The organism is Actinomadura sp. NPDC000929, assembly GCF_040492065.1.
Taxonomy (GTDB): domain Bacteria; phylum Actinomycetota; class Actinomycetes; order Streptosporangiales; family Streptosporangiaceae; genus Spirillospora; species Spirillospora verrucosospora.
Window position 1 is genome coordinate 13089 of sequence record NZ_JBEUPA010000104.1, and the last position, 18415, is coordinate 31503.

Annotated in this window: 13 protein-coding genes; 7 read left to right on the plus strand and 6 right to left on the minus strand. The window is 73.0% G+C overall.

All coding sequences use genetic code 11. The features are described from left to right. The first annotated feature begins 27 nt into the window (after positions 1-27). From ABWI04_RS29155 to ABWI04_RS29170, 4 genes are all read left to right on the plus strand, one after another. The gene (locus ABWI04_RS29155; RefSeq protein WP_345176925.1) at positions 28-945 is read left to right on the plus strand and encodes an RDD family protein; all 918 of its coding nucleotides are present in this window, start codon (positions 28-30) and stop codon (positions 943-945) included. 80 nt (positions 946-1025) lie between these two features. Next, the gene (locus tag ABWI04_RS29160; RefSeq protein WP_345177228.1) at positions 1026-2651 is read left to right on the plus strand and encodes a M1 family aminopeptidase; all 1626 of its coding nucleotides are present in this window, start codon (positions 1026-1028) and stop codon (positions 2649-2651) included. A gap of 103 nt (positions 2652-2754) precedes the next feature. Next, entirely contained in the window at positions 2755-4230 is a 1476-nt protein-coding gene (locus ABWI04_RS29165) for a M1 family metallopeptidase (protein WP_353834458.1), read from the plus strand. 137 nt (positions 4231-4367) lie between these two features. Beyond that, positions 4368-5789 (plus strand): M1 family metallopeptidase, encoded by a 1422-nt coding sequence (locus ABWI04_RS29170; protein WP_353834459.1) that lies wholly within the window; start codon positions 4368-4370, stop codon positions 5787-5789. Between the two features lie 42 nt (positions 5790-5831). Here ABWI04_RS29170 and ilvA read toward each other — a convergent pair whose 3' ends face one another. Genes ilvA through ABWI04_RS29185 form a run of 3 tightly spaced genes read right to left on the minus strand, consistent with a single transcriptional unit; the run spans position 5832 to position 9264 of the window. Beyond that, the gene (ilvA, locus tag ABWI04_RS29175; protein ID WP_345176919.1) at positions 5832-7121 is read right to left on the minus strand and encodes a threonine ammonia-lyase; all 1290 of its coding nucleotides are present in this window, start codon (positions 7119-7121) and stop codon (positions 5832-5834) included. Positions 7122-7144: 23 nt separating this feature from the next. Continuing rightward, positions 7145-8089 carry an ROK family protein gene (locus tag ABWI04_RS29180; RefSeq protein WP_345176918.1) on the minus strand — a complete coding sequence of 315 codons (945 nt, stop codon included), beginning with the start codon at positions 8087-8089 and terminating at the stop codon, positions 7145-7147. Next, entirely contained in the window at positions 8086-9264 is a 1179-nt protein-coding gene (locus tag ABWI04_RS29185; protein WP_345176917.1) for an FIST signal transduction protein, read from the minus strand. Before ABWI04_RS29185 ends, ABWI04_RS29180 begins: the two co-directional genes overlap by 4 nt. 155 nt (positions 9265-9419) lie before the next feature. On the opposite strand from ABWI04_RS29185, the gene ABWI04_RS29190 reads away from it, so the two are divergent. Next, a complete protein-coding gene (locus ABWI04_RS29190; RefSeq protein ID WP_378188483.1) occupies positions 9420-10871 on the plus strand; it encodes a sigma 54-interacting transcriptional regulator in 1452 nt (483 codons plus the stop codon). 37 nt (positions 10872-10908) lie between these two features. Then, positions 10909-12972: a vWA domain-containing protein gene (locus tag ABWI04_RS29195; protein WP_345176914.1), complete on the plus strand. Its 2064-nt coding sequence runs from the start codon at positions 10909-10911 to the stop codon at positions 12970-12972. Between the two features lie 15 nt (positions 12973-12987). On the opposite strand, the gene ABWI04_RS29200 is transcribed toward ABWI04_RS29195, so the two are convergent. The 3 genes from ABWI04_RS29200 to ABWI04_RS29210 form a co-directional block, all read right to left on the minus strand. Then, positions 12988-13533, minus strand: coding sequence for a hypothetical protein (locus tag ABWI04_RS29200; RefSeq protein WP_353834460.1), 546 nt, complete (start codon positions 13531-13533; stop codon positions 12988-12990). Between the two features lie 77 nt (positions 13534-13610). Continuing rightward, on the minus strand, positions 13611-14645 hold the full coding sequence (locus ABWI04_RS29205; RefSeq protein WP_353834462.1) for an alpha/beta hydrolase fold domain-containing protein: 1035 nt from the start codon (positions 14643-14645) through the stop codon (positions 13611-13613). Positions 14646-14779: 134 nt separating this feature from the next. Continuing rightward, complete coding sequence (locus ABWI04_RS29210) at positions 14780-15928, minus strand: cystathionine gamma-synthase (RefSeq protein ID WP_353834463.1); 1149 nt, start codon at positions 15926-15928, stop codon at positions 14780-14782. A 155-nt stretch (positions 15929-16083) separates the two neighbouring features. Between ABWI04_RS29210 and ABWI04_RS29215 the strand changes: the two genes are divergently transcribed. Further along, positions 16084-18243 carry an MMPL family transporter gene (locus ABWI04_RS29215; RefSeq protein ID WP_345176907.1) on the plus strand — a complete coding sequence of 720 codons (2160 nt, stop codon included), beginning with the start codon at positions 16084-16086 and terminating at the stop codon, positions 18241-18243. Positions 18244-18415 lie beyond the last annotated feature (172 nt).

The following is an 18415-nucleotide window of genomic DNA, read 5'->3' on the forward strand; positions in this document are numbered from 1 at the left end:
CCGCGGTGACGCGGCGACCCTCACGGCATGACGCAACCGCCGCACGACCCCGCGTCCGGGCGAGAGCCAGAAGACGACCGGCCGCACGGGGAGCAGGAGCAGCCCGGCCGGCCGGGCCCCTACGGCGGCCGGCAGCCGTACGGGGAACCGCCCCAGGAACAGCGGCCCCCATACGGCGAGCAGCCTCCCTACGGCGAGCAGCCACCGCACGGAGGGCAGCAGCCACCCGGCGGCCAGCAGGGGTACGAACAGCAGGGGTACGGCCAGCAGCCCTACGGGGAGCAGCAGTGGGGCGGGCAGCAGTGGGGGCAGCAGCCCTACGGCGAGCAGCAGCAGTACGGACAGCAACAGCAGTACGGGCAGCAGCCGTACGGTGAGCAGGGCCAGTGGCAGCAGCAGCCGTACGGCGCCCAGCCGGGATACGGGCAGCCGCACCCCGGCTACGGGGCGGGCGGGTACGCGCATCCCTCCGGGGAGCTGGCGAGCCGCTGGGCGCGGCTCGGCGGGGGCATCGTCGACCTCGTCATCATCGGCATCGTGACGGGCCTGATCTCGATCCCGTTCGTCAACTGGAACAACGTCGTCAACCCTGAGCCGGGCACCTCCATGTACGACGGCGCCCGGGTGGGGACGAACGCGATCAGCGTCGTGCTGGCCTTCTTCTACTTCTGGCTGATGCACGCGAAGTGGGGGCAGACGCTCGGGAAGATGCTGGTGCGGACGCGGGTCGTCCGGGCCGACGACGGGCAGGCGATCACCACGGGCCAGGCCGCGGGGCGCTCCGCGTTCTACAGCGTGCTCGGCGGCGTCTGCGGGTGCATCGGCCTGATCGACGTCGCGTGGATCCTCTGGGACCAGCGCAAGCAGGCGCTGCATTGCAAGGTGGCGCAGACCGTCGTCGTGAAGGCCGACCCGCACCGGCCCAATCCCTACTCCCATCGCTGACATCGCCCCGCCGGCGGGGGTTCCGGCGCCGTCCGAGTTGCCGGGCGGGGTCTCGTCCGGGCAGGCTGGACGGCGTGCATATGGCCGGAAACTCACCCAGTCCTCGTCGTAACGGCCGGAGGGCCGTCCGCGGCGCCGCGTCGCGCGGCGTTCCGGGGCTGGCAGCCCTGGCGATCGCGGGGTCGCTGACCGCGGCCTGCCAGACCCCGTTCGACGACCCGGGCGCGTCCGGCTCACCCAAGGGTCCGGCGGTGAACGGCCCGGCGGGCCCGACGACCGCGGGCGACGACTACGTGCCGGGCAACGGCAACGGCGGCTACGACGTCCAGCACTACGGGCTGAAGCTCACCATCACGCCGGACGGCCCGAAGCAGCTCGACGGCGTCGCGACGATCACCGCCAGGGCGACCGCGAGGCTCGCCCGGTTCAACCTCGACCTGACCGGCCTGGACGTGTCCTCCATCAAGGTGGACGGCGCGCCCGCGCGGCAGCAGCGCGGCGGCGGCGAGCTGGAGGTGACGCCCGCCAAGCCCCTGGAGAAGGGCAGCACCTTCACCACGGTGGTCGCCTACTCGGGGACGCCGCAGCCGGTGTCGGACCCGGTGCTCGGCCGGTACGGCTGGATCCGCACGTCCGACGGCGTCTTCGTGGCGTGCCAGCCGAGCGGCGCGCACACCTGGTTCCCGAGCAACGACCACCCGAGCGACAAGGCCACCTTCGACTTCGAGATCACGGTCCCGCAGGGGCTGACGGCGATCGCCAACGGCGAGCCGGACTCGCCGCCGCAGGACTCCTCCGGCGGCGGCGCGCCGGGCACCGGAACGCCGCCGGGCCTTCCGGGCGGGCCGCCCACCGAACTCCCGACCACCGAACCCCCGACCACCGGGCCGACGGACGGACCGGGCGTCGTGCCGGTCGCCCACCGCGCCGGGGCGGGCGCCACGACGACCTCGAAGTGGCGGGTCAAGGACCCGATGGCCACCTACCTGGCGACGGTCGACGTCGGCCGGTTCTCGGTGCGGACGGGCAGGACCGCCGGCGGCGTCCCCAACATCACGGCTGTGGACGCGACCACCTCCGGCGTGAACATCGACCAGTTCCACCAGCTGAACGCCCGGGTCGTCGACGAGTGGTCGAAGCTGTTCGGCCCGTACCCGTTCTCCTCGACCGGCGGCCTGATCGACAACGCCGACGTCGGCTTCGCGCTGGAGACGCAGACGCGGCCGGTGTACGGGGCGTTCGGGCTCCAGCCGATGATCGTCGCCCACGAGCTGGCGCACCAGTGGTTCGGCGACAGCGTCAGCCTGTCGCGGTGGCAGGACATCTGGCTGAACGAGGGCTTCGCGACCTACGCCGAGTGGCTGTGGGACGAGAAGACCGGCGGCCAGACGGTGCAGCAGCACTTCGACGAGGCCTACAACGGCGTCGGCGGCCAGGAGCTGTGGGACGTCCCGCCCGGCGACCCGGGGCGCAAGCAGATGTTCGGCCGGTCGGTGTACGACCGGGGCGGCATGACGCTGGTCGCGCTGCGCGCCCGGGTGGGCGAGGACGTGTTCTACAAGATCCTCCAGACCTGGACGAAGGAGCACCGGCACTCCTCCGGGACGACGAAGCAGTTCATCGCGACGGCGAACCGGGTGTCGGGCAAGAAGCTGGACGCGTTCTTCGACGACTGGCTGTACCAGCGGGGCCGCCCGTCCAAATGACGGGGCGGTCCCGGTCCGCTACGGGTGAAGGCTCGGCAAGGAGCGCGGAAAGCCCGGCCGGTCCCCGGCCCGGCGGGGCGGGCGGTCCACCAGCATCGGCCTGATGAACGGGCCTTCTCGGCGGACGACCGCGGCCTTTGCCGTCGCGTTCCTGATCGGGTCGCCCGGCGCCGCGTCCGCGTCCGAGGACCCGGGCGCCGCGGCGGAGCGGCGGGCGGCCGCACCTTGTCCACAGCCCTTGCCGCCCGCCGTACCGCCGTCGCCGGCCTGCGGCACGCCCTCCCCGGGAGCGGCGGGCTTGGGCGACCCCTACTTCGAGGGGGCGGGCAACGGAGGCTACGACGTCGTCCACTACGACGTCGCGCTGGCCTACGCGGGCGTCAGGACCGGAGCGGTCGACGCGGCGGTGACCGTCACCGCGACGGCCGCCCAGGACCTGTCGGCGTTCGACCTCGACTTCCGCGGCCCGCAGATCACCGCCGTCGCGGTGGACGGCCGGGAGGCGCGCCACCGCCGCGCGGGCCGGGAGCTGGTGATCACGCCCGCCGAGCCGATCCGCGCCGGGCGGACGTTCCGGGTCGCGGTCCGGTACGCGGGCAGGCCGTCGCCGGTCGGGGACAAGACCTACGGCGCCTACGGGTGGGTCCCGAGCAAGGACGGCGCGGTCGTCGCCTCCGAGCCGGACGGCGCGTCAACCTGGCTGCCGGTGAACGACCATCCCCGCGACAAGGCCACGTACGCGTTCCACATCACCGTCCCGAAGGGCCTGCGCGCCGTTGCGAACGGGCGGCCCGGCCCCGTCCGCACCGGCGCCGCGACCGCCACCTACGAGTGGGCCGAGGACGCGCCGATGGCGAGCTACCTGGCCACGGTGGCCATCGGGCGGTTCGACGTGCGGCGGACCGAGGTGGACGGCGTCCCGGTGATCACGGCCGTCGATCCGGCGTTCCGGTCGGCCGCCGGGCGGCTGGAGGGCACCACCGTCAAGGTGATGCGGTGGGCGGCGCCGATCTTCGGCCCGTACCCGTTCGCGACGGCGGGCGGCATCGTCGACGACCCGAAGCTGGGCTATGCCCTGGAAACCCAGGAGCGTCCCGTCTACGGCGGATTCGCGCCGGACGAGGGCTTCATCGTCCACGAGATGGCCCACCAGTGGTTCGGCGACAGCGTCGGGCTGCGCGACTGGAGCGACATCTGGCTGAACGAGGGCTTCGCCACCTACGCCGAGTGGCTGTGGCGCGAGCGCACCGGCCGGGACTCGGCCAAGAAGATCTTCGAGCGGTACCACGCGCTGCCCGCGAGCTCGCCGATCTTCAGCCCGCCGCCGGGAGCGCCGGGCGCCGCGAAGATGTTCGGCTTCTCCGTCTACGTCCGCGGCGCGATGACGCTCCAGGCGCTCCGCGAGCGGGTCGGCGACAGGGCGTTCTTCACGATCCTGCGGACGTGGACCGCCGAGCACCGCCACTCCACCGCCACGACGCCGCAGTTCACCGCGCTGGCCGAACGCGTGTCGGGCCAAAGGCTCACGACGCTGTTCCAGACCTGGCTCCATTCGAAGACCAAACCGCTGAGTTGGTGACCGAATGCGGTGCCCAGCCACAAAAACCTCACCTGACAAGCAGATTCGATACCAAATCGCGCTTGTGCGGGCTCGCTCCACGAGAAAGTCTTGAGCGCGGTCATGACGGTCCACCGACGCTACCGAGGACGAGGTCGATGAGCAGAACCCCCAGAGCGCTGGCGGCCGTGACGCTGGGCGTCGCGGCGAGCCTCGCGGTGACCGCGGCGCCCGCCGGCGCCGCCGAGCGGTTCACCCCCGGGGCGCCCGGCGCGGGCGACCCCTACTTCCCCGACATGGGCAACGGCGGCTACGACGTCGCCCACTACGACATCGGGCTGAAATACGATCCCGCGACCAAGGGGATCCAGGCGGTGACCCGCGTGACGGCGCGGGCGACGCAGAACCTGTCCCGGTTCGACCTCGACTTCCTCGGCCCGCTGAAGATCTCTTCCCTGAAGGTCGACGGCCGCGACGCGACCTACGCGCGGACGGGCGCCCAGGAACTGGTCATCACCCCGCGCAAGGGCATCCGGAACCGCCGCGCCTTCACCGTGACGGTGGCGTACTCCGGCGTTCCGCAGACGATCAACGACGACGCGCTGGGCGTGTCCGGCTGGGTGCCGACCCCCGACGGCGCGGTGATGCTGAACCAGCCGTTCGGCGCCGCCACCGTCTACCCGGTCAACGACCACCCGACCGACAAGGCGACCTACACCTACACGCTGACGGCCCCGAGCGGCCTCACCACGCTCGCCAACGGCGACCCGCGCGGCAAGCGGACCGCGGGCGGCTGGACGACCACGCGCTGGGACGTCCGCAACCCGATGGCCAGCGAACTCGCCATGATCGCCATCGGCCGGTACGACGTGGTCACCGGACGGACGAAGGCGGGCATCCCCAACCTGACCGCCACCGACCGGGCCATGGCCATCAAGCCCGAGGACGCGAAGAAGTTCCACGACCAGACCGCCGAGGTCACCGACTTCCAGAACGGGCTCTACGGCCGCTACCCGTTCACCTCGACCGGCGGCATCGTCGTCAAGGCCGGCGTCGGCTACGCGCTGGAGACGCAGGGCCGCCCCGTGTACGACCTCGGGCGCCGTCCGGGCGGCATCCCGAGCACCAGCCTGCTCGCGCACGAGCTGGGCCACCAGTGGTTCGGCGACTCGGTGTCCCCGGCCAGGTGGGCCGACATCTGGCTGAACGAGGGCTTCGCGACGTACTCGGAGTGGATGTACGGGGCGGCGCACGGCGGCCCGTCCGTCCAGAAGCAGTTCGACGACACCTACGCCACGCCCGCGAGCGACGGCCTGTGGACGGGCAGGGTCGCCGACCCGGGCCGCGACCACATCTTCGACGGGCTCGTCTACGACCGTGGCGCGATGGCGGTCCACGTGCTGCGCACGAAGATCGGCGAGCGGGCGTTCTCGGAGCTGCTGAAGGCGTGGCCGGCGGCCCACCGGTACGGCAACGCCTCAACGAAGGACTTCGTGCGCTTCGCCGAGCGCCTCTCCCGCAAGGACCTGGACGCCTGGGCCAAGGCCTGGCTCTACTCCGAGGGCAAGCCGTCCCTGTAGGACCGGCCCGCCGCACCCTCACGCCGAGCCGGCCGCGCGCCGCTAGCTCAGCGTGAGGGTGTAGCCCTTCTCGCGCAGGCGGCCGATGACGTCCTCGGAGTGGTCGGCCCCGCGGGTCTCCAGGTGCATGAGCACCTCGGCCTCCTCGACGTGGAGGCGGGCCGCCATCCGCTCGTGCATGACGTCCAGGACGTTGACCCCCAGCTCGGCCAGCTCGCTCAGCAGGGTCACCAGGGCGCCCGGGCGGTCCTTCAGGCGGCAGCGCACCACCAGGTACCGCCCCGCGCCCGCGAGCCCGTGCCGCAGCACCTTCGACAGCAGCAGCGGGTCGATGTTGCCGCCCGACAGCAGCACCACGACGGGCGGCTCGACGGCGTAGGCGTGCTCCAGCAGGGCCGCGACGCCCGCCGCGCCCGCGGGCTCCACGACCTGCTTCGCGCGTTCGAGGCAGAGCAGCAGGGCCTGGGAGATCGACTCCTCGGTCACGGTGACGACGGCGTCCACCAGCTCGGTGAACATGGCGTAGGTCAGGCGGCCGGGACGGCCGACCGCGATGCCGTCCGCCATCGTGCGCTCGATCCCGATCTGGGTGGGCCTGCCCGCCGCGAGCGAGGGCGGGAACGCCGCGGCCCGCTTGGCCTGCGCGCCGACGAGCTTGACGTCCCCGCCGCCGGTCTCCTTCGCCAGGCCCTTCACGGCCGCCGCGACCCCGGCCAGCAGCCCGCCGCCGCCCACCGGCGACACGATCGTCCGCGCCTCCGGGCACTGCTCCATGACCTCCAGGCCGATCGTGGCCTGCCCCGCGACGACGTCGGGATGGTCGAACGGGTGGATGAAGACCGCGCCGCACTCGTCCGCGTACTCCTGCGCGGCGACGAGGCAGTCGTCCACGGTCGGCCCGGGGAAGACGACCTCGGCGCCGTAGCCGCGGGTCGCGGCGATCTTCGGCAGAGGGGCGCCGACCGGCATGAACACCGTGGCCTTGCAGCCGAGCATCGAGGCGGCGAGGGCGACGCCCTGCGCGTGGTTGCCCGCGCTCGCCGCGACCACGCCGCCCGCCCGCTCCCGCTCGCTCAGCCGGGCGATCCGCACGTACGCGCCCCGGATCTTGAAGGAGCCGGTGCGCTGCAGGTTCTCGCACTTCAGCAGGACGGGCCCGCCGATCTGCTCCGACAGCACCCGGGAGGGGATCAGCGGCGTCGGCACGGCCACCCCGCCCAGCAGCTCCCGGGCGGCGCGGACGTCGTCGACGCCGACGGAGGCCGGACCGGCGCCGCTCGTCCTCGCTCGCGGGGGGCCGGCCCCCCACACCCCCCGGGCCGCTTCGCTCATGCGCTCATCCTTGCATGCCCGACTTATCCGGCACTCCAATAGCGATCTTGGGCGTAGACCAGGGCGGCGGCGCCGACCAGGCCCGCGGTCTGCCCGAGCTCGGCGGGGACGATCCTCAGGCGCCGCGCGAACTCCATCCGCGCGTGCTCGCCGAACGCCTCCTCCAGCGGGTCGAACAGCAGCCGCCCCGCCTGCGACAGGCCGCCGCCGATCGCCGCGACCTCCAGATCGCACAGGTGCGTCGCGGACGCGATCGCGATGCCGAGGGCGCGGCCCGCCCGGCGCATGGCCGCGCCCGCCACCGGATCCCCGCGGCGGGCGTCCTCGGTCAGCTCCACGCCGGTGGCGTCCGCGCTCCCGGGCCGCCAGCCCTGCTCCCGCGCCCACGCGACCAGCCCGGGGCCCCGCGCGACCGCCTCCAGGCAGCCGCGGCCCCCGCAGCCGCAGGGCGGCCCGTCGGGCTCGACGATGACGTGCCCGATGTGCCCGGCGTTGCCGCTGGCGCCGTTCACCAGGCGTCCGCCGAGCATGAGCCCGCCGCCGACGCCCGTGGACACCACCATGCCGAGGACGTTGTCGTGCCCGCGCCCCGCGCCGAGCCAGTGCTCGCCGATCGCGACGCAGACCGCGTCGTTGTGGATGCGGACGGGCAGGCCCGGGTACCGGGCGCGGAGCCGCTCGCGCAGCGGGAAGCCCCGCCACGCCGGGATGTTCAGCGGGGACACCTCGGCGGCCGGCCAGGTCATCGGCCCGCCGCAGCCCACCCCGACGCCCGTGAGGGGCGGGTCCCCGGCGTCCGCGGCGAGCTTGCCGAGCAGCGCCTCCAGCGCCCGCCACAGCTCCTCGCCGTCGACGCCCGGGGCGTTCGGGGTCGGGGCCCGGTCGTGCGCGGTGACGCGCCCGTCGGGCTCGACCAGCGCGGCGGCGAGCTTCGTGCCGCCGATGTCCACCGCGAGGACGGCGCTCAAACGCCCTCCTCGGCCCGGCCGAACGCGAGGATCGAGGCGGTGAACCCGTGCACGTGGTTGCGCCCCGCGACCGGGCCGATCTCCCCCGCCGCGAAGAACCCGCCCACCCCGGCGGGGCCGAAGGCGCGGTCCAGCACCTTGGCGTCGTGGTCGGAGTCGGGGAACATCGCCTGCCCCCGGCCGTTGCAGGAGATCAGCAGCGCGCCCTCGACCGGCGCGAGGTCGAACCGCTCCAGCAGCGCGGCGAGGTCCTCCTCGGCGGCGCCCGCGTCCCGGACCTGGAACCGGACGGTGCGCCCCACGTCCACCACGTCGCCGATCGCGATGGCGCCGGTGTCGGTGTCGGCGCCCACCACGCCGCGCACGAGGAAGTCGCCGTGCTCGTGCTCGTCGGCGTACTCGTCCATCGCGACGCCGATCAGCAGCCCGCGCCCGGCGAGCTCCTGCTCCTCCTCCGGCAGCCCGAGGACGATCTGCTCCAGCTTCTCCAGCGCCGGCACGCCCGCCAGCTCGTACAGGACGTTCTCCTCGGCCCTCGTCACCACCATGTCCGGGCCGATCGGGCGGGCGCCCTGGCTGACCACCGTGGCGGCCGCGACGGCCCCGCCGATCACCACGCCGACCGCGCCCTCCCGGTAGACCTCGCCGCCGACGAACAGCCGCGCCTCGCCGTGCCCGGTCTCGCCGAGCCCGCTGCCCTCGGCCAGCCCGCCGACCAGCGGCAGCCCGGGCAGCGCCTCGTCCGAGCGCTCCACGAACGCGTCCACCGGGAAGCTGTACGGGTCGGCCAGCAGCACGCCGACCACGTCGTCGTCCTGGGCCTCCGGCATGCCGACCACGATGAGCCGGTCGTCGCCCTTCAGCGTCTCCAGCCGGAACGGGTCGAGACGCGCGCCGGGCAGCACCGCCGCCCACGCGCTCACCGCGCCCCGCTCCTCCACCCCGCGCCCGGCCCCGATCACGCCGGACGCGCTGCACCCCAGCACCAGCGCCGGACCGGCCGCGCGCTGCGCCGCCTGCGCGGCCTCCTCGACCTGGTCCGGGTCGTCGCCGGTGACGAACACGCACACCAGGTCGGGCGCCGCGCTGAGCGGCGCGAGCGCCTGCTCGACCGCCGTCGCGGCGGCGCTGGACAGATCGGGTCCGAGGGCCAGGCCATCACCGAATCGCGCCATCGGCGCCGCCTCCCTCACTCCGTTCGCCGGGTCGCTTCACACCACCAGTCTCCCCCTCCGCGACCGTTCCACCCAAACAGCGGCGGGACGGGATCGGACGGGCGAATCCCCGGCGGGGGTGCGATCGCGCGGACCGGCGACGTAGTGTCGGTCGCGTGCGTTCATCCACACCACACGAGTCCTCCTCCGGCGAGTCCGCACCCCGTGAGGCGACCCTGGGCGCGCTGCGCGCCGGCGGCCACGTGCGGCTTCCCGTCAAGGCCGAGATCCGGCGCAACCTGCTCGACCGGCTGAGATCCGGCGAACCACGCTTCCCCGGCATCCTCGGGTTCGACGAGACCGTCCTGCCCCACCTGGAGCGCGCCCTGCTGGCCGGGCACGACCTGGTGCTGCTCGGCGAGCGCGGGCAGGGCAAGACGCGGCTGATCCGCACCCTCGTCGGCCTGCTGGACGAGTGGACGCCGGTGGTGGCCGGCTGCGAGATCAACGACCACCCGTACGCGCCGGTCTGCGTGCGGTGCCGCCGGCTCGCCGGCGAGCTGGGCGACGAGCTGCCGGTCGAGTGGAGGCACCGCGACGACCGCTACGGCGAGAAGCTCGCCACGCCCGACACCAGCGTCGGCGACCTCATCGGCGACGTCGACCCGATCAAGGTGGCGGAGGGCCGCACGCTCGGCGACCCGGAGACCGTGCACTTCGGGCTCGTCCCCCGCACCAACCGCGGGATCTTCTCCATCAACGAGCTGCCCGACCTCGCCGAGCGGATCCAGGTCGCGCTGCTGAACGTGCTGGAGGAGCGCGACGTCCAAGTCCGCGGCTACGCGCTGCGGCTGCCGCTCGACGTGCTGCTCGTCGCGTCCGCCAACCCCGAGGACTACACCAACCGCGGCCGGATCATCACCCCGCTGAAGGACCGCTTCGGCGCCGAGATCCGCACCCACTACCCCCTCGAACTGGACGCCGAGCTCGCGCTGATCCGCCAGGAGGCCGACTTCGCCGACCTCGGCGGACTGCCCGCCGAGGTGCCCGACCACATGATCGAGGTGATCGGGAGGTTCACCCGGCTCGTCCGCGAGTCGACGGCGGTGGACGCCCGGTCGGGCGTCTCGGCGCGGTTCGCGCTCGCGGGCGCCGAGACCGTCGCCGCGGGCGCGGTGCGCCGCGCGGCGCTCACCGGCGAGGAGAACGCCGTCGCGCGGGTCTGCGACCTGCCGGCCGTGGTGCCGTCGCTGATGGGCAAGGTGGAGTTCGAGGTCAGCGAGGAGGGCCGCGAGCAGGAGGTGCTGGAGCACCTGCTGCGCCGCGCGGTCGCCGAGACCTACCGCCGCACGCTCGGCGCCGCCGACCTCACCGGCCTGCTCGACAAGTTCGACTCCGGGGAGAGCGTGGAGTCGGGCGAGCTGGTTCCGGCGCGCGAGCTGCTGCGCCGCACCGGCCACGTGCCCGGCCTCGCCAAGATCATGGAAAGGCTCGGCATGAGCGGGGAGTCCCCCGGGCAGGCCGCGGCGGCGATCGAGTTCGCCCTGGAGGGCCTGTTCCTCACCCGGCGGCTCTCCAAGGACGTCGCCGAGGGACGCTCCGACGGGACGGCGACGTACCGGACGTGACGCCGCGTCCCGAGGTGTCCACGCGCAAGGGGATTCGATGAGCCGATACCGCTACGGCGCCTACGAGGACGGGCCCGACCCGCTCGCGCCGCCCTACGACGTCCGCGACGCGCTGGACGCCGTGGGCGACTCGGTGCTGGATGGAGCCCGGCCCGACGACGCGCTCCGCGAGCTGCTGCGCCGCGGCCTGCCCGGCGCCCAGAACCGCCGGGGCCTCGACGACATGCTCCGCCAGGTCCGGGAGCGGCGCCGCGCGCTGCGCGACCGGGGCCGTCTCGACGGGACGCTGGAGCAGGCCCGCGCGCTGCTGGACACCGCGATCGGGCAGGAGCGGGCCGAGCTGTTCCCCGACCCGGGCGACGACGCCAGGCTGCGCGAGGCGGAGCTCGACACGCTGCCGTCCGACACCTCGCAGGCGATCCGGCGGCTGTCGGACTACGACTGGCGCTCCGCCGCCGCCCGCCGCACCTTCGAGCAGCTGAAGGACCTGCTGCGCCGCGAGGTCCTCGACGCGCAGTTCCAGGGCATGAAGCAGGCCCTGGAGAACCAGGACCCGGCCGCCATGCAGCGGGTCAAGGACATGATGGCCGACCTCAACGCGATGCTGGAGCGGGACGCGCGCGGCGAGCACACCCAGGACGACTTCGACCGGTTCATGAACGAGTACGGGGACATGTTCCCCGACGATCCGCGGAACCTCGAAGAGCTGGTCGACTCGCTGGCCCGCCGCGCCGCCGCGATGGACCGGCTGCTCGCCTCGCTCAGCCCCGAGCAGCGCGCCGAGCTGGCCGGGCTCATGGAGCAGGCCATGCAGGACGCGGGCCTCGCCATGGAGATGACCCGGCTCGGCGACGCGCTGCGGGCCCGCCGCCCCGACCTCGGCTGGGGGCAGCCCGAGCAGATGACCGGCGAGAACCCGCTCGGCGTGGGCGACGCCACGACCGCGCTGGCGGAGCTGGCCGACCTCAGCGAGCTGGAGGCGGCACTCGGGCAGGACTACCCGGGCGCGCGGCTCGACGACATCGACGAGGACGCCGTCCGGCGGGCCCTCGGCCGGCAGGCCGTCGACGACCTCGCCGCGCTGCGCCGCATCGAGGCCGAGCTGGAGCGGCAGGGCTACCTGCAGCGGCGGCGCGGCAAGCTGGAGCTGACACCGAAGGCGGTGCGGCGGCTCGGCGAGACCGCGCTGCGCCGGGTGTTCTCCCAGCTGGCGTCCGGCCGCCAGGGCGACCACGACCAGCGGGACGCGGGACAGGCGGGCGAGCTGACCGGCTCCAGCCGCGAGTGGCGGTTCGGCGACGAGCAGCCCCTCGACGTGGTCCGGACGGTGAGCAACGCGATCCGGCGCAGCGCCATGGAGCGCGGGACCCCCGCGACCGGGACCGGGGAGCCCGCCGCCGGGCTCGTCCCCCCGCCCGCGGGGGCGAAGGTCACCGAGCGCGTGGGCACGACCGGCGGGAACGGCGCGCGCCGCCCGGACGGCGTGCGGCTGAGCGTCGACGACTTCGAGGTGCACGAGACCGAGCGCCGCACCGGCGCCGCCGTCTGCCTGCTCGTCGACCTGTCCTACTCGATGGTGCTGCGCGGGACGTGGGCGGCCGCCAAGCAGACCACGCTGGCCCTGCACTCGCTCGTGACCAGCAAGTTCCCGCAGGACGCGATCCAGATCATCGGCTTCTCCAACTACGCGCGGGTGCTGCACCCGACGGAGATGGCGGGCCTCGACTGGGACATGGTGCAGGGCACCAACCTGCACCACGCCCTGATGATCGCCGGACGGCACCTGGACCGGCACCCCGACTTCGAGCCGATCGTCCTCGTCGTCACGGACGGCGAGCCCACCGCGCACCTGCGGCCGGACGGCCGTTCGCTGTTCGACTACCCGCCGTCCACCGACACGCTCGTGCTCACCCTCGCCGAGGTCGACAAGATGACCCGGCGCGGCGCCACCATGAACTTCTTCATGCTCGCCGAGGACCGGCGGCTCGTGTCGTTCGTGGAGGAGGTCGCCAGGCGCAACGGCGGCCGCGTCTTCGCCCCCGACGCCGACCGTCTAGGCGAGTACGTAGTCAGCGACTATCTCCGAGTGAGGCGTGCTTAGTCGCGTTCGGCCGGCTCAGCCGTTCCAGACCATCAGGGCGAGGATCACCAGCCAGATCAGCGCGACGACGCCGGACATGGCGGCCAGCCGCCCCCGCTCCACCTGGGCGATCTCACCGGCGCCGGCCGCCGGTCCCGCGGCGGCGGGGGCCTCGGCCTCCGTCGCGCCGCCCTCGGCCTCCCCGGGCTCCTCGGCCGCGGGGGGACGGACCGGGACCGGCGCGGCCGCCGTCTCGGCCGCCGCGACCTCCAGCAGGTGCACCGCCTTGCGCTGGTCGCGCTCGACGATCAGCAGCAGCACCAGCGCGACGACGAACAGCGTCATCGACACCGTCAGCCACACCTCGGCGAGGTCGCCCTTGGCCAGCCCGAGCCCGATCAGGAAGATCCCGAGCGTGCCGATCCCGTAGATCTGGGTGGTCCGGTGGAGGTAACGCACCACCACCACGTCGCGCTTGCGGATGTAGCGGGGCGTGGACATCGTGGCGGCGGTCAGCGGCCCCAGCGTGAAGATCGCGAACCCGATGTGCAGAAGAAGCAGGATGCGGTCCGAAGTCGACATGAGCCGACCTTAGTCCGCACAGCCCCGAGCCTCACCGCAACCACGCGACGACCTCAATGGTTGGAGAGCACCGCCAACTACGCGTTCAGCCGCTTCTTCAGCCAGGCCAGGATCGTCGGGTAGACGCCTTCGTCGCCCAGCATGTCCGAGGCGTGCATGTCGCCCTCGACGGTCTTGACGGTCGCCGGGACGCCGGCGGCGCGCAGCGCGGTCGCCAGCCCGGTGCTCTGGGTGACGGGGACGAAGTCGCCGGTGGCGTGCATCAGCAGCATCGGGGCGTCGCCCGCGGAGACGTGCGTGACGGTGCTGGCGTCGTCCAGCTTCGTCCAGCAGTCCGGGGCGGCGGTGACACCGGGCTCGCAGTGGACGAGGCCGACCACGGCCCGGCGCAGCTTGCGCTTGGTGAACGTGGCGTCCGGCTTCGCGCCGTCCTGGAAGGCCAGGAAGGGGTTGTTCGGCGGGGACAGCGCGACCACGCCGCGGACCTGGCGGGTGCCCGTCCCGAGCGTCCCGAGCTGCGTCGCGAGGTGCCCGCCGGCCGACGAGCCCATGACCGCGACGCGGTTCGGGTCGACGTTCCACACCTGGGCGTGCTTCTTGATGAAGTCGAGGGCCGCCATGGCGTCGTCGCGCTGGGCGGGCCACTGCGCCTTGGGCGCGAGCCGGTAGTTGGCCGACAGCACGACGAAGCCCTGCTCGGTCAGCCGGCGCGCGAAGTACTTCCAGCCGCCGCCCTTGTCGCCCTCCAGCCAGTAGCCGCCGTGCAGGAGCAGCACGGCCGGGCGGGGCGTGGCGCGCGGGCCCGGCTTGCGCCAGTAGGCGTCGATCTTCTGGGCGGGCAGCTTGCCGTAAGCGTAGGTGCGGAACAGCGGGAGCTGCGGCGTCACCATGACCGCCTGCGCGGTGACGGTGCCGTCCGGCTCCCCGTCCGCGCCGGCGGGACCGCCCTCCGTCGGCATCGCGGACGGCGCCGACGGCGACCCGGTGCCGGGGGCCCCGGTCTCCGGCGCGCCGGAGGGGGTCCCCGCCGGCGACTCGGTCGGCACGGACGGAACGGACACGCTGGGCGTCGGCGCCGGCTCGTTCGCGTGGGCTCCCACGGGAACGGTCACGGCGGAGACACACGTCGCGGCGAACGCCGCCCCACAGACCAGTACTTTGCGCACCCCGGGCCCTTTCTTCACGAACCTGGCGCGCCGAGTATAGATGTTTTGATCAAGTCCGGTGGGGAATGGTCAGCCGATTCTCAGGAAAGCGCCTGCTCCAGATCGCGGAGCAGGTCGGCGGCGTCCTCGATGCCGACCGACAGTCGCACCAGGTCGGCGGGCACTTCCAGCGGCGACCCGGCCGCCGAGGCGTGCGTCATCCGCCCCGGGTGCTCGATCAGCGACTCGACGCCGCCGAGCGACTCGCCGAGCGTGAACAGCTTCGTCCGCTCGCAGACCCGGACGGCGGCCTCCTCCGACTCCATCCGGAACGAGACCATGCCGCCGAACGCCTTCATCTGCTTGGCGGCGATCTCGTGGCCCGGGTGGTCGGGCAGCCCCGGGTAGAGGACCTGCCGGACGGACGGGTGCCGCGTCAGCAGCTCCGCGACCCGCTCCGCGTTGGCGCAGTGCCGGTCCATCCGCACCCCGAGGGTCTTGATCCCGCGCAGGGTGAGCCAGGCGTCGAACGGGCCCGCGACGGCGCCCATCGCGTTCTGGTGGAACGCCAGCCGCTCCCCGAGGTCCGCGTCCGCGGCGATCAGCGCGCCCCCGACGACGTCGGAGTGCCCGCCGATGTACTTGGTGGTGGAGTGGACGACGACGTCCGCCCCGAGCTCCAGCGGCCGCTGCAGGTAGGGGGAGGCGAAGGTGTTGTCGACGGCCAGCAGCGCGCCGGCGTCGCGGGCGACGGCGGCCAGGGCCGCGATGTCGGCGACGCCGAGCAGCGGGTTGGTGGGCGTCTCCACCCAGATGATCTTCGTGTCGGGTCGCACCGCCGCCCGCACCGCGGCGATGTCGCCGAGCGGCACCGGGTCGAACTCGACGCCCCACGGCTGGGCGACCTTCGCGAACAGCCGGTACGTCCCGCCGTAGGCGTCGTTGGGGACGATGACGTGGGCGCCGGGCTTGCAGACCGTGCGCAGCAGCGCGTCCTCGGCGGCGAGCCCGGAGGCGAACGCCAGCCCCCGCGCGCCGCCCTCCGTCTCGGCCAGGCATACCTCCAGCGCGGTACGCGTCGGATTGGCCGACCGGGAGTACTCGTAGCCGCCGCGCAGCCCCCCGATGCCGTCCTGCTTGTACGTCGAGACCTGGTAGATCGGCGGCACGACCGCGCCGGTGACCGGGTCGGGCTCCTGCCCAGCATGGATGGCCAGGGTCTCGAACCCCCGTTGAACCTCGTTGTCCATGGGTACGAGGCTATCCACTCCCCGCCCCTCCTAGAGGAGGAGAGTCTCCCCCGGAGGTATCACCCCGCATTTCGGCGCTGCGGGTGACCCCTGCGCGGTGTCCGGTCTCTACTGTTTTACGGGTATCCCTACGACCGTGAATTAAGGAAGCCCCCATGTTCGCTCGGCTCGCGCGCTTCGTCGTGAGACACCCGTGGTGGACGATCGTGGCCTGGCTCGTCGCCGCGGTTCTCATCATCGCCCTCTCCCCCAAGCTCACCACCGAGTCCGACCAGGGCGACTTCCTGCCCTCGAAGTACGAGTCGGTGCAGGCGCTCAAGATCGCTGAAAAGGCCTTCCCGCAGCAGGAGGACACCTCCTCGCTGATCGTGGTGAAGCGCTCGGACGGCCAGCCGTTGACGGCGCAGGACAGCGCCAAGGTGAACGAGGCCGCCAAGTCGCTGAACGCCAAGAAGCCGCCGACCGTCCTCGGCTTCGCCACCGGCCCGCAGGCCCTGGCGCCCAACAAGGCCGTCCAGGTGGTCATGGTGCCGATGAAGGGCACCTCGATGGACGACAGCAAGAAGCAGGGCGAGGCGGTCAAGCAGATACGCAAGGACCTGCCCACCCTGCTGAAGGGCAGCGGGATGGAGGCCAAGGTCGGCGGTGACGTCGCCGGCTTCGTCGACAACGAGGACTCCTTCAACAAGTCCTTCGAGATCGTCGGCATCGCCACCTTCGTGCTGATCATCGGCCTGATCCTGCTGATCTTCCGGGCCCCGCTGGCGGCGATCCTGCCGATCGTCGTCATCACCGTGACCATGCAGGTCGCGATGGGCCTGATCGGCACGGCCTCGAAGATCTTCGGATTCTCCGGCGACGACAGCCTCAGCACCATCATCCTGATCGTGCTCTTCGGCATCGGCGCCGACTACTACCTGTTCCTGATGTTCCGGTTCCGCGAGCGGCTGCGGGCCGGCGACGACAAGAAGACCGCGATGATCACCGCGGTGGAGCGGGTCGGCGAGGTCATCTCCTCGGCCGCCGCCGCCATCGCCGTGACGTTCCTGGTCCTGCTGCTCGCGACGTTCGGCGTCTTCAGCGCCTGGGGCCCGTCCCTGGCCATCGCCGTCGTCGTGATGGGCATCACCTCGCTGACGCTGTTCCCCGCGCTCGTCTCGCTGCTCGGCACCGCCGTCTTCTGGCCGTCCAAGGCGTGGAAGAAGCAGCCGAAGGACAGGTTCTCCACGGCCATCGGCCGCGGCGTCGGCAAGCGCCCCGCGCTCGCCGCGGCGGCGTCCGGGCTCGTCCTGGTCGTGCTGGCGCTCGGCACCCTCGGTTTCAAGGCCGACTACGACTTCGCGGCCGGCTTCCCGCAGGACACCGAGTCCGCGCAGGCGACCAAGGACATGGAGAAGGGCTTCCCGCCCGGCCTGACCACCCCGGTCCAGGTGTTCATCAAGAGCCAGAACGGGCAGCCGGTCAGCCAGCAGCAGACCCAGGCGTTCAGCAAGGCCGTCGAGAACGCGCCCGGCGTCGGCAGGGTGCAGCCGCCCGTCCCCGGCCAGGACAAGACCGTGGCCCGGGTCGACCTGGTGCTGAAGCTCAACCCCGCGTCCAACAAGGCGATCAGCCTGGTCAAGGACGACCTGACGCCCGCCGTGCACAAGGCGGCGCCGGAGGGCACCCGCACCTACGTCGGCGGACCGACGGCGATCTTCTCCGACATCAACACGGTCAACAACCGCGACCTGTCGGTGATCCTGCCGGTGGCGGCGGTACTGATCGCGCTGATCCTGGCGCTGCTGCTGAGGTCGGTGGTCGCGCCGCTCTACCTGGTCGTGGCCGTCCTGCTGGGCTTCGCGGCGACGCTCGGCTCCGCGGTGTACGTCTTCCAGGGCGCGATGGGCGAGGCCGGCGTCACCTTCCAGCTGCCGATCGTCCTCTACCTGTTCGTGCTGGCCATCGGGACCGACTACAACATCCTGATGACGGCGCGGCTGCGCGAGGAGGCCAAGGAGGGCCACGAGCCGCGGAAGGCGGCGGCGCTGGCCGTCCAGCACGGCGGCCCGACGGTCGCCGCGGCGGGCCTCATCCTGGCCGGCACGTTCTCGGTGATGATGCTCGCGCCGGTCTCGATGCTCCAGCAGATGGGCTTCTCGGTGGCGATCGGCATCGCGCTGTCGGCCTTCGTGATGTCCACCTTCCTGGTGCCGGGCCTGACCGCGATGCTGGGCCACCGGGCCTGGTGGCCGGGCCACGGCGACGAGCCGAAGAAGCAGCCGCGTGCGAACGACACGCGGGAGGACTTCGCCCCGACCGGGCACCGCGGCTAGCGGCGCCCCCGAGACGTCGGGTCGCGGGGGCCGGCCCATAACGCCGCCCACCGGCCGGGCCCCGCGACCCGACACCTGAACGGCCGAGGGGCGGGGGGTAAAGGATATAAACGGGCGCGGGCGGGGTGCCGACCCCCCGGGGGGGGCGGGGGGGTAGGGCAGGGAGGGCCGA

What these genes read in the sequence shown, in the direction of transcription:
- ABWI04_RS29195 (WP_345176914.1), top strand. Translation starts at nt 10,909, where the DNA reads ATGAGCCGATACCGCTACGGCGCCTACGAGGACGGGCCCGACCCGCTC.
- ABWI04_RS29215 (WP_345176907.1), top strand. Translation starts at nt 16,084, where the DNA reads ATGTTCGCTCGGCTCGCGCGCTTCGTCGTGAGACACCCGTGGTGGACG.
- ABWI04_RS29170 (WP_353834459.1), top strand. Translation starts at nt 4,368, where the DNA reads ATGAGCAGAACCCCCAGAGCGCTGGCGGCCGTGACGCTGGGCGTCGCG.
- ABWI04_RS29160 (WP_345177228.1), top strand. Translation starts at nt 1,026, where the DNA reads ATGGCCGGAAACTCACCCAGTCCTCGTCGTAACGGCCGGAGGGCCGTC.
- ABWI04_RS29210 (WP_353834463.1), bottom strand. Translation starts at nt 15,928, where the DNA reads ATGGACAACGAGGTTCAACGGGGGTTCGAGACCCTGGCCATCCATGCT.
- ABWI04_RS29155 (WP_345176925.1), top strand. Translation starts at nt 28, where the DNA reads ATGACGCAACCGCCGCACGACCCCGCGTCCGGGCGAGAGCCAGAAGAC.
- ABWI04_RS29165 (WP_353834458.1), top strand. Translation starts at nt 2,755, where the DNA reads ATGAACGGGCCTTCTCGGCGGACGACCGCGGCCTTTGCCGTCGCGTTC.
- ilvA (WP_345176919.1), bottom strand. Translation starts at nt 7,121, where the DNA reads ATGAGCGAAGCGGCCCGGGGGGTGTGGGGGGCCGGCCCCCCGCGAGCG.
- ABWI04_RS29200 (WP_353834460.1), bottom strand. Translation starts at nt 13,533, where the DNA reads ATGTCGACTTCGGACCGCATCCTGCTTCTTCTGCACATCGGGTTCGCG.
- ABWI04_RS29185 (WP_345176917.1), bottom strand. Translation starts at nt 9,264, where the DNA reads ATGGCGCGATTCGGTGATGGCCTGGCCCTCGGACCCGATCTGTCCAGC.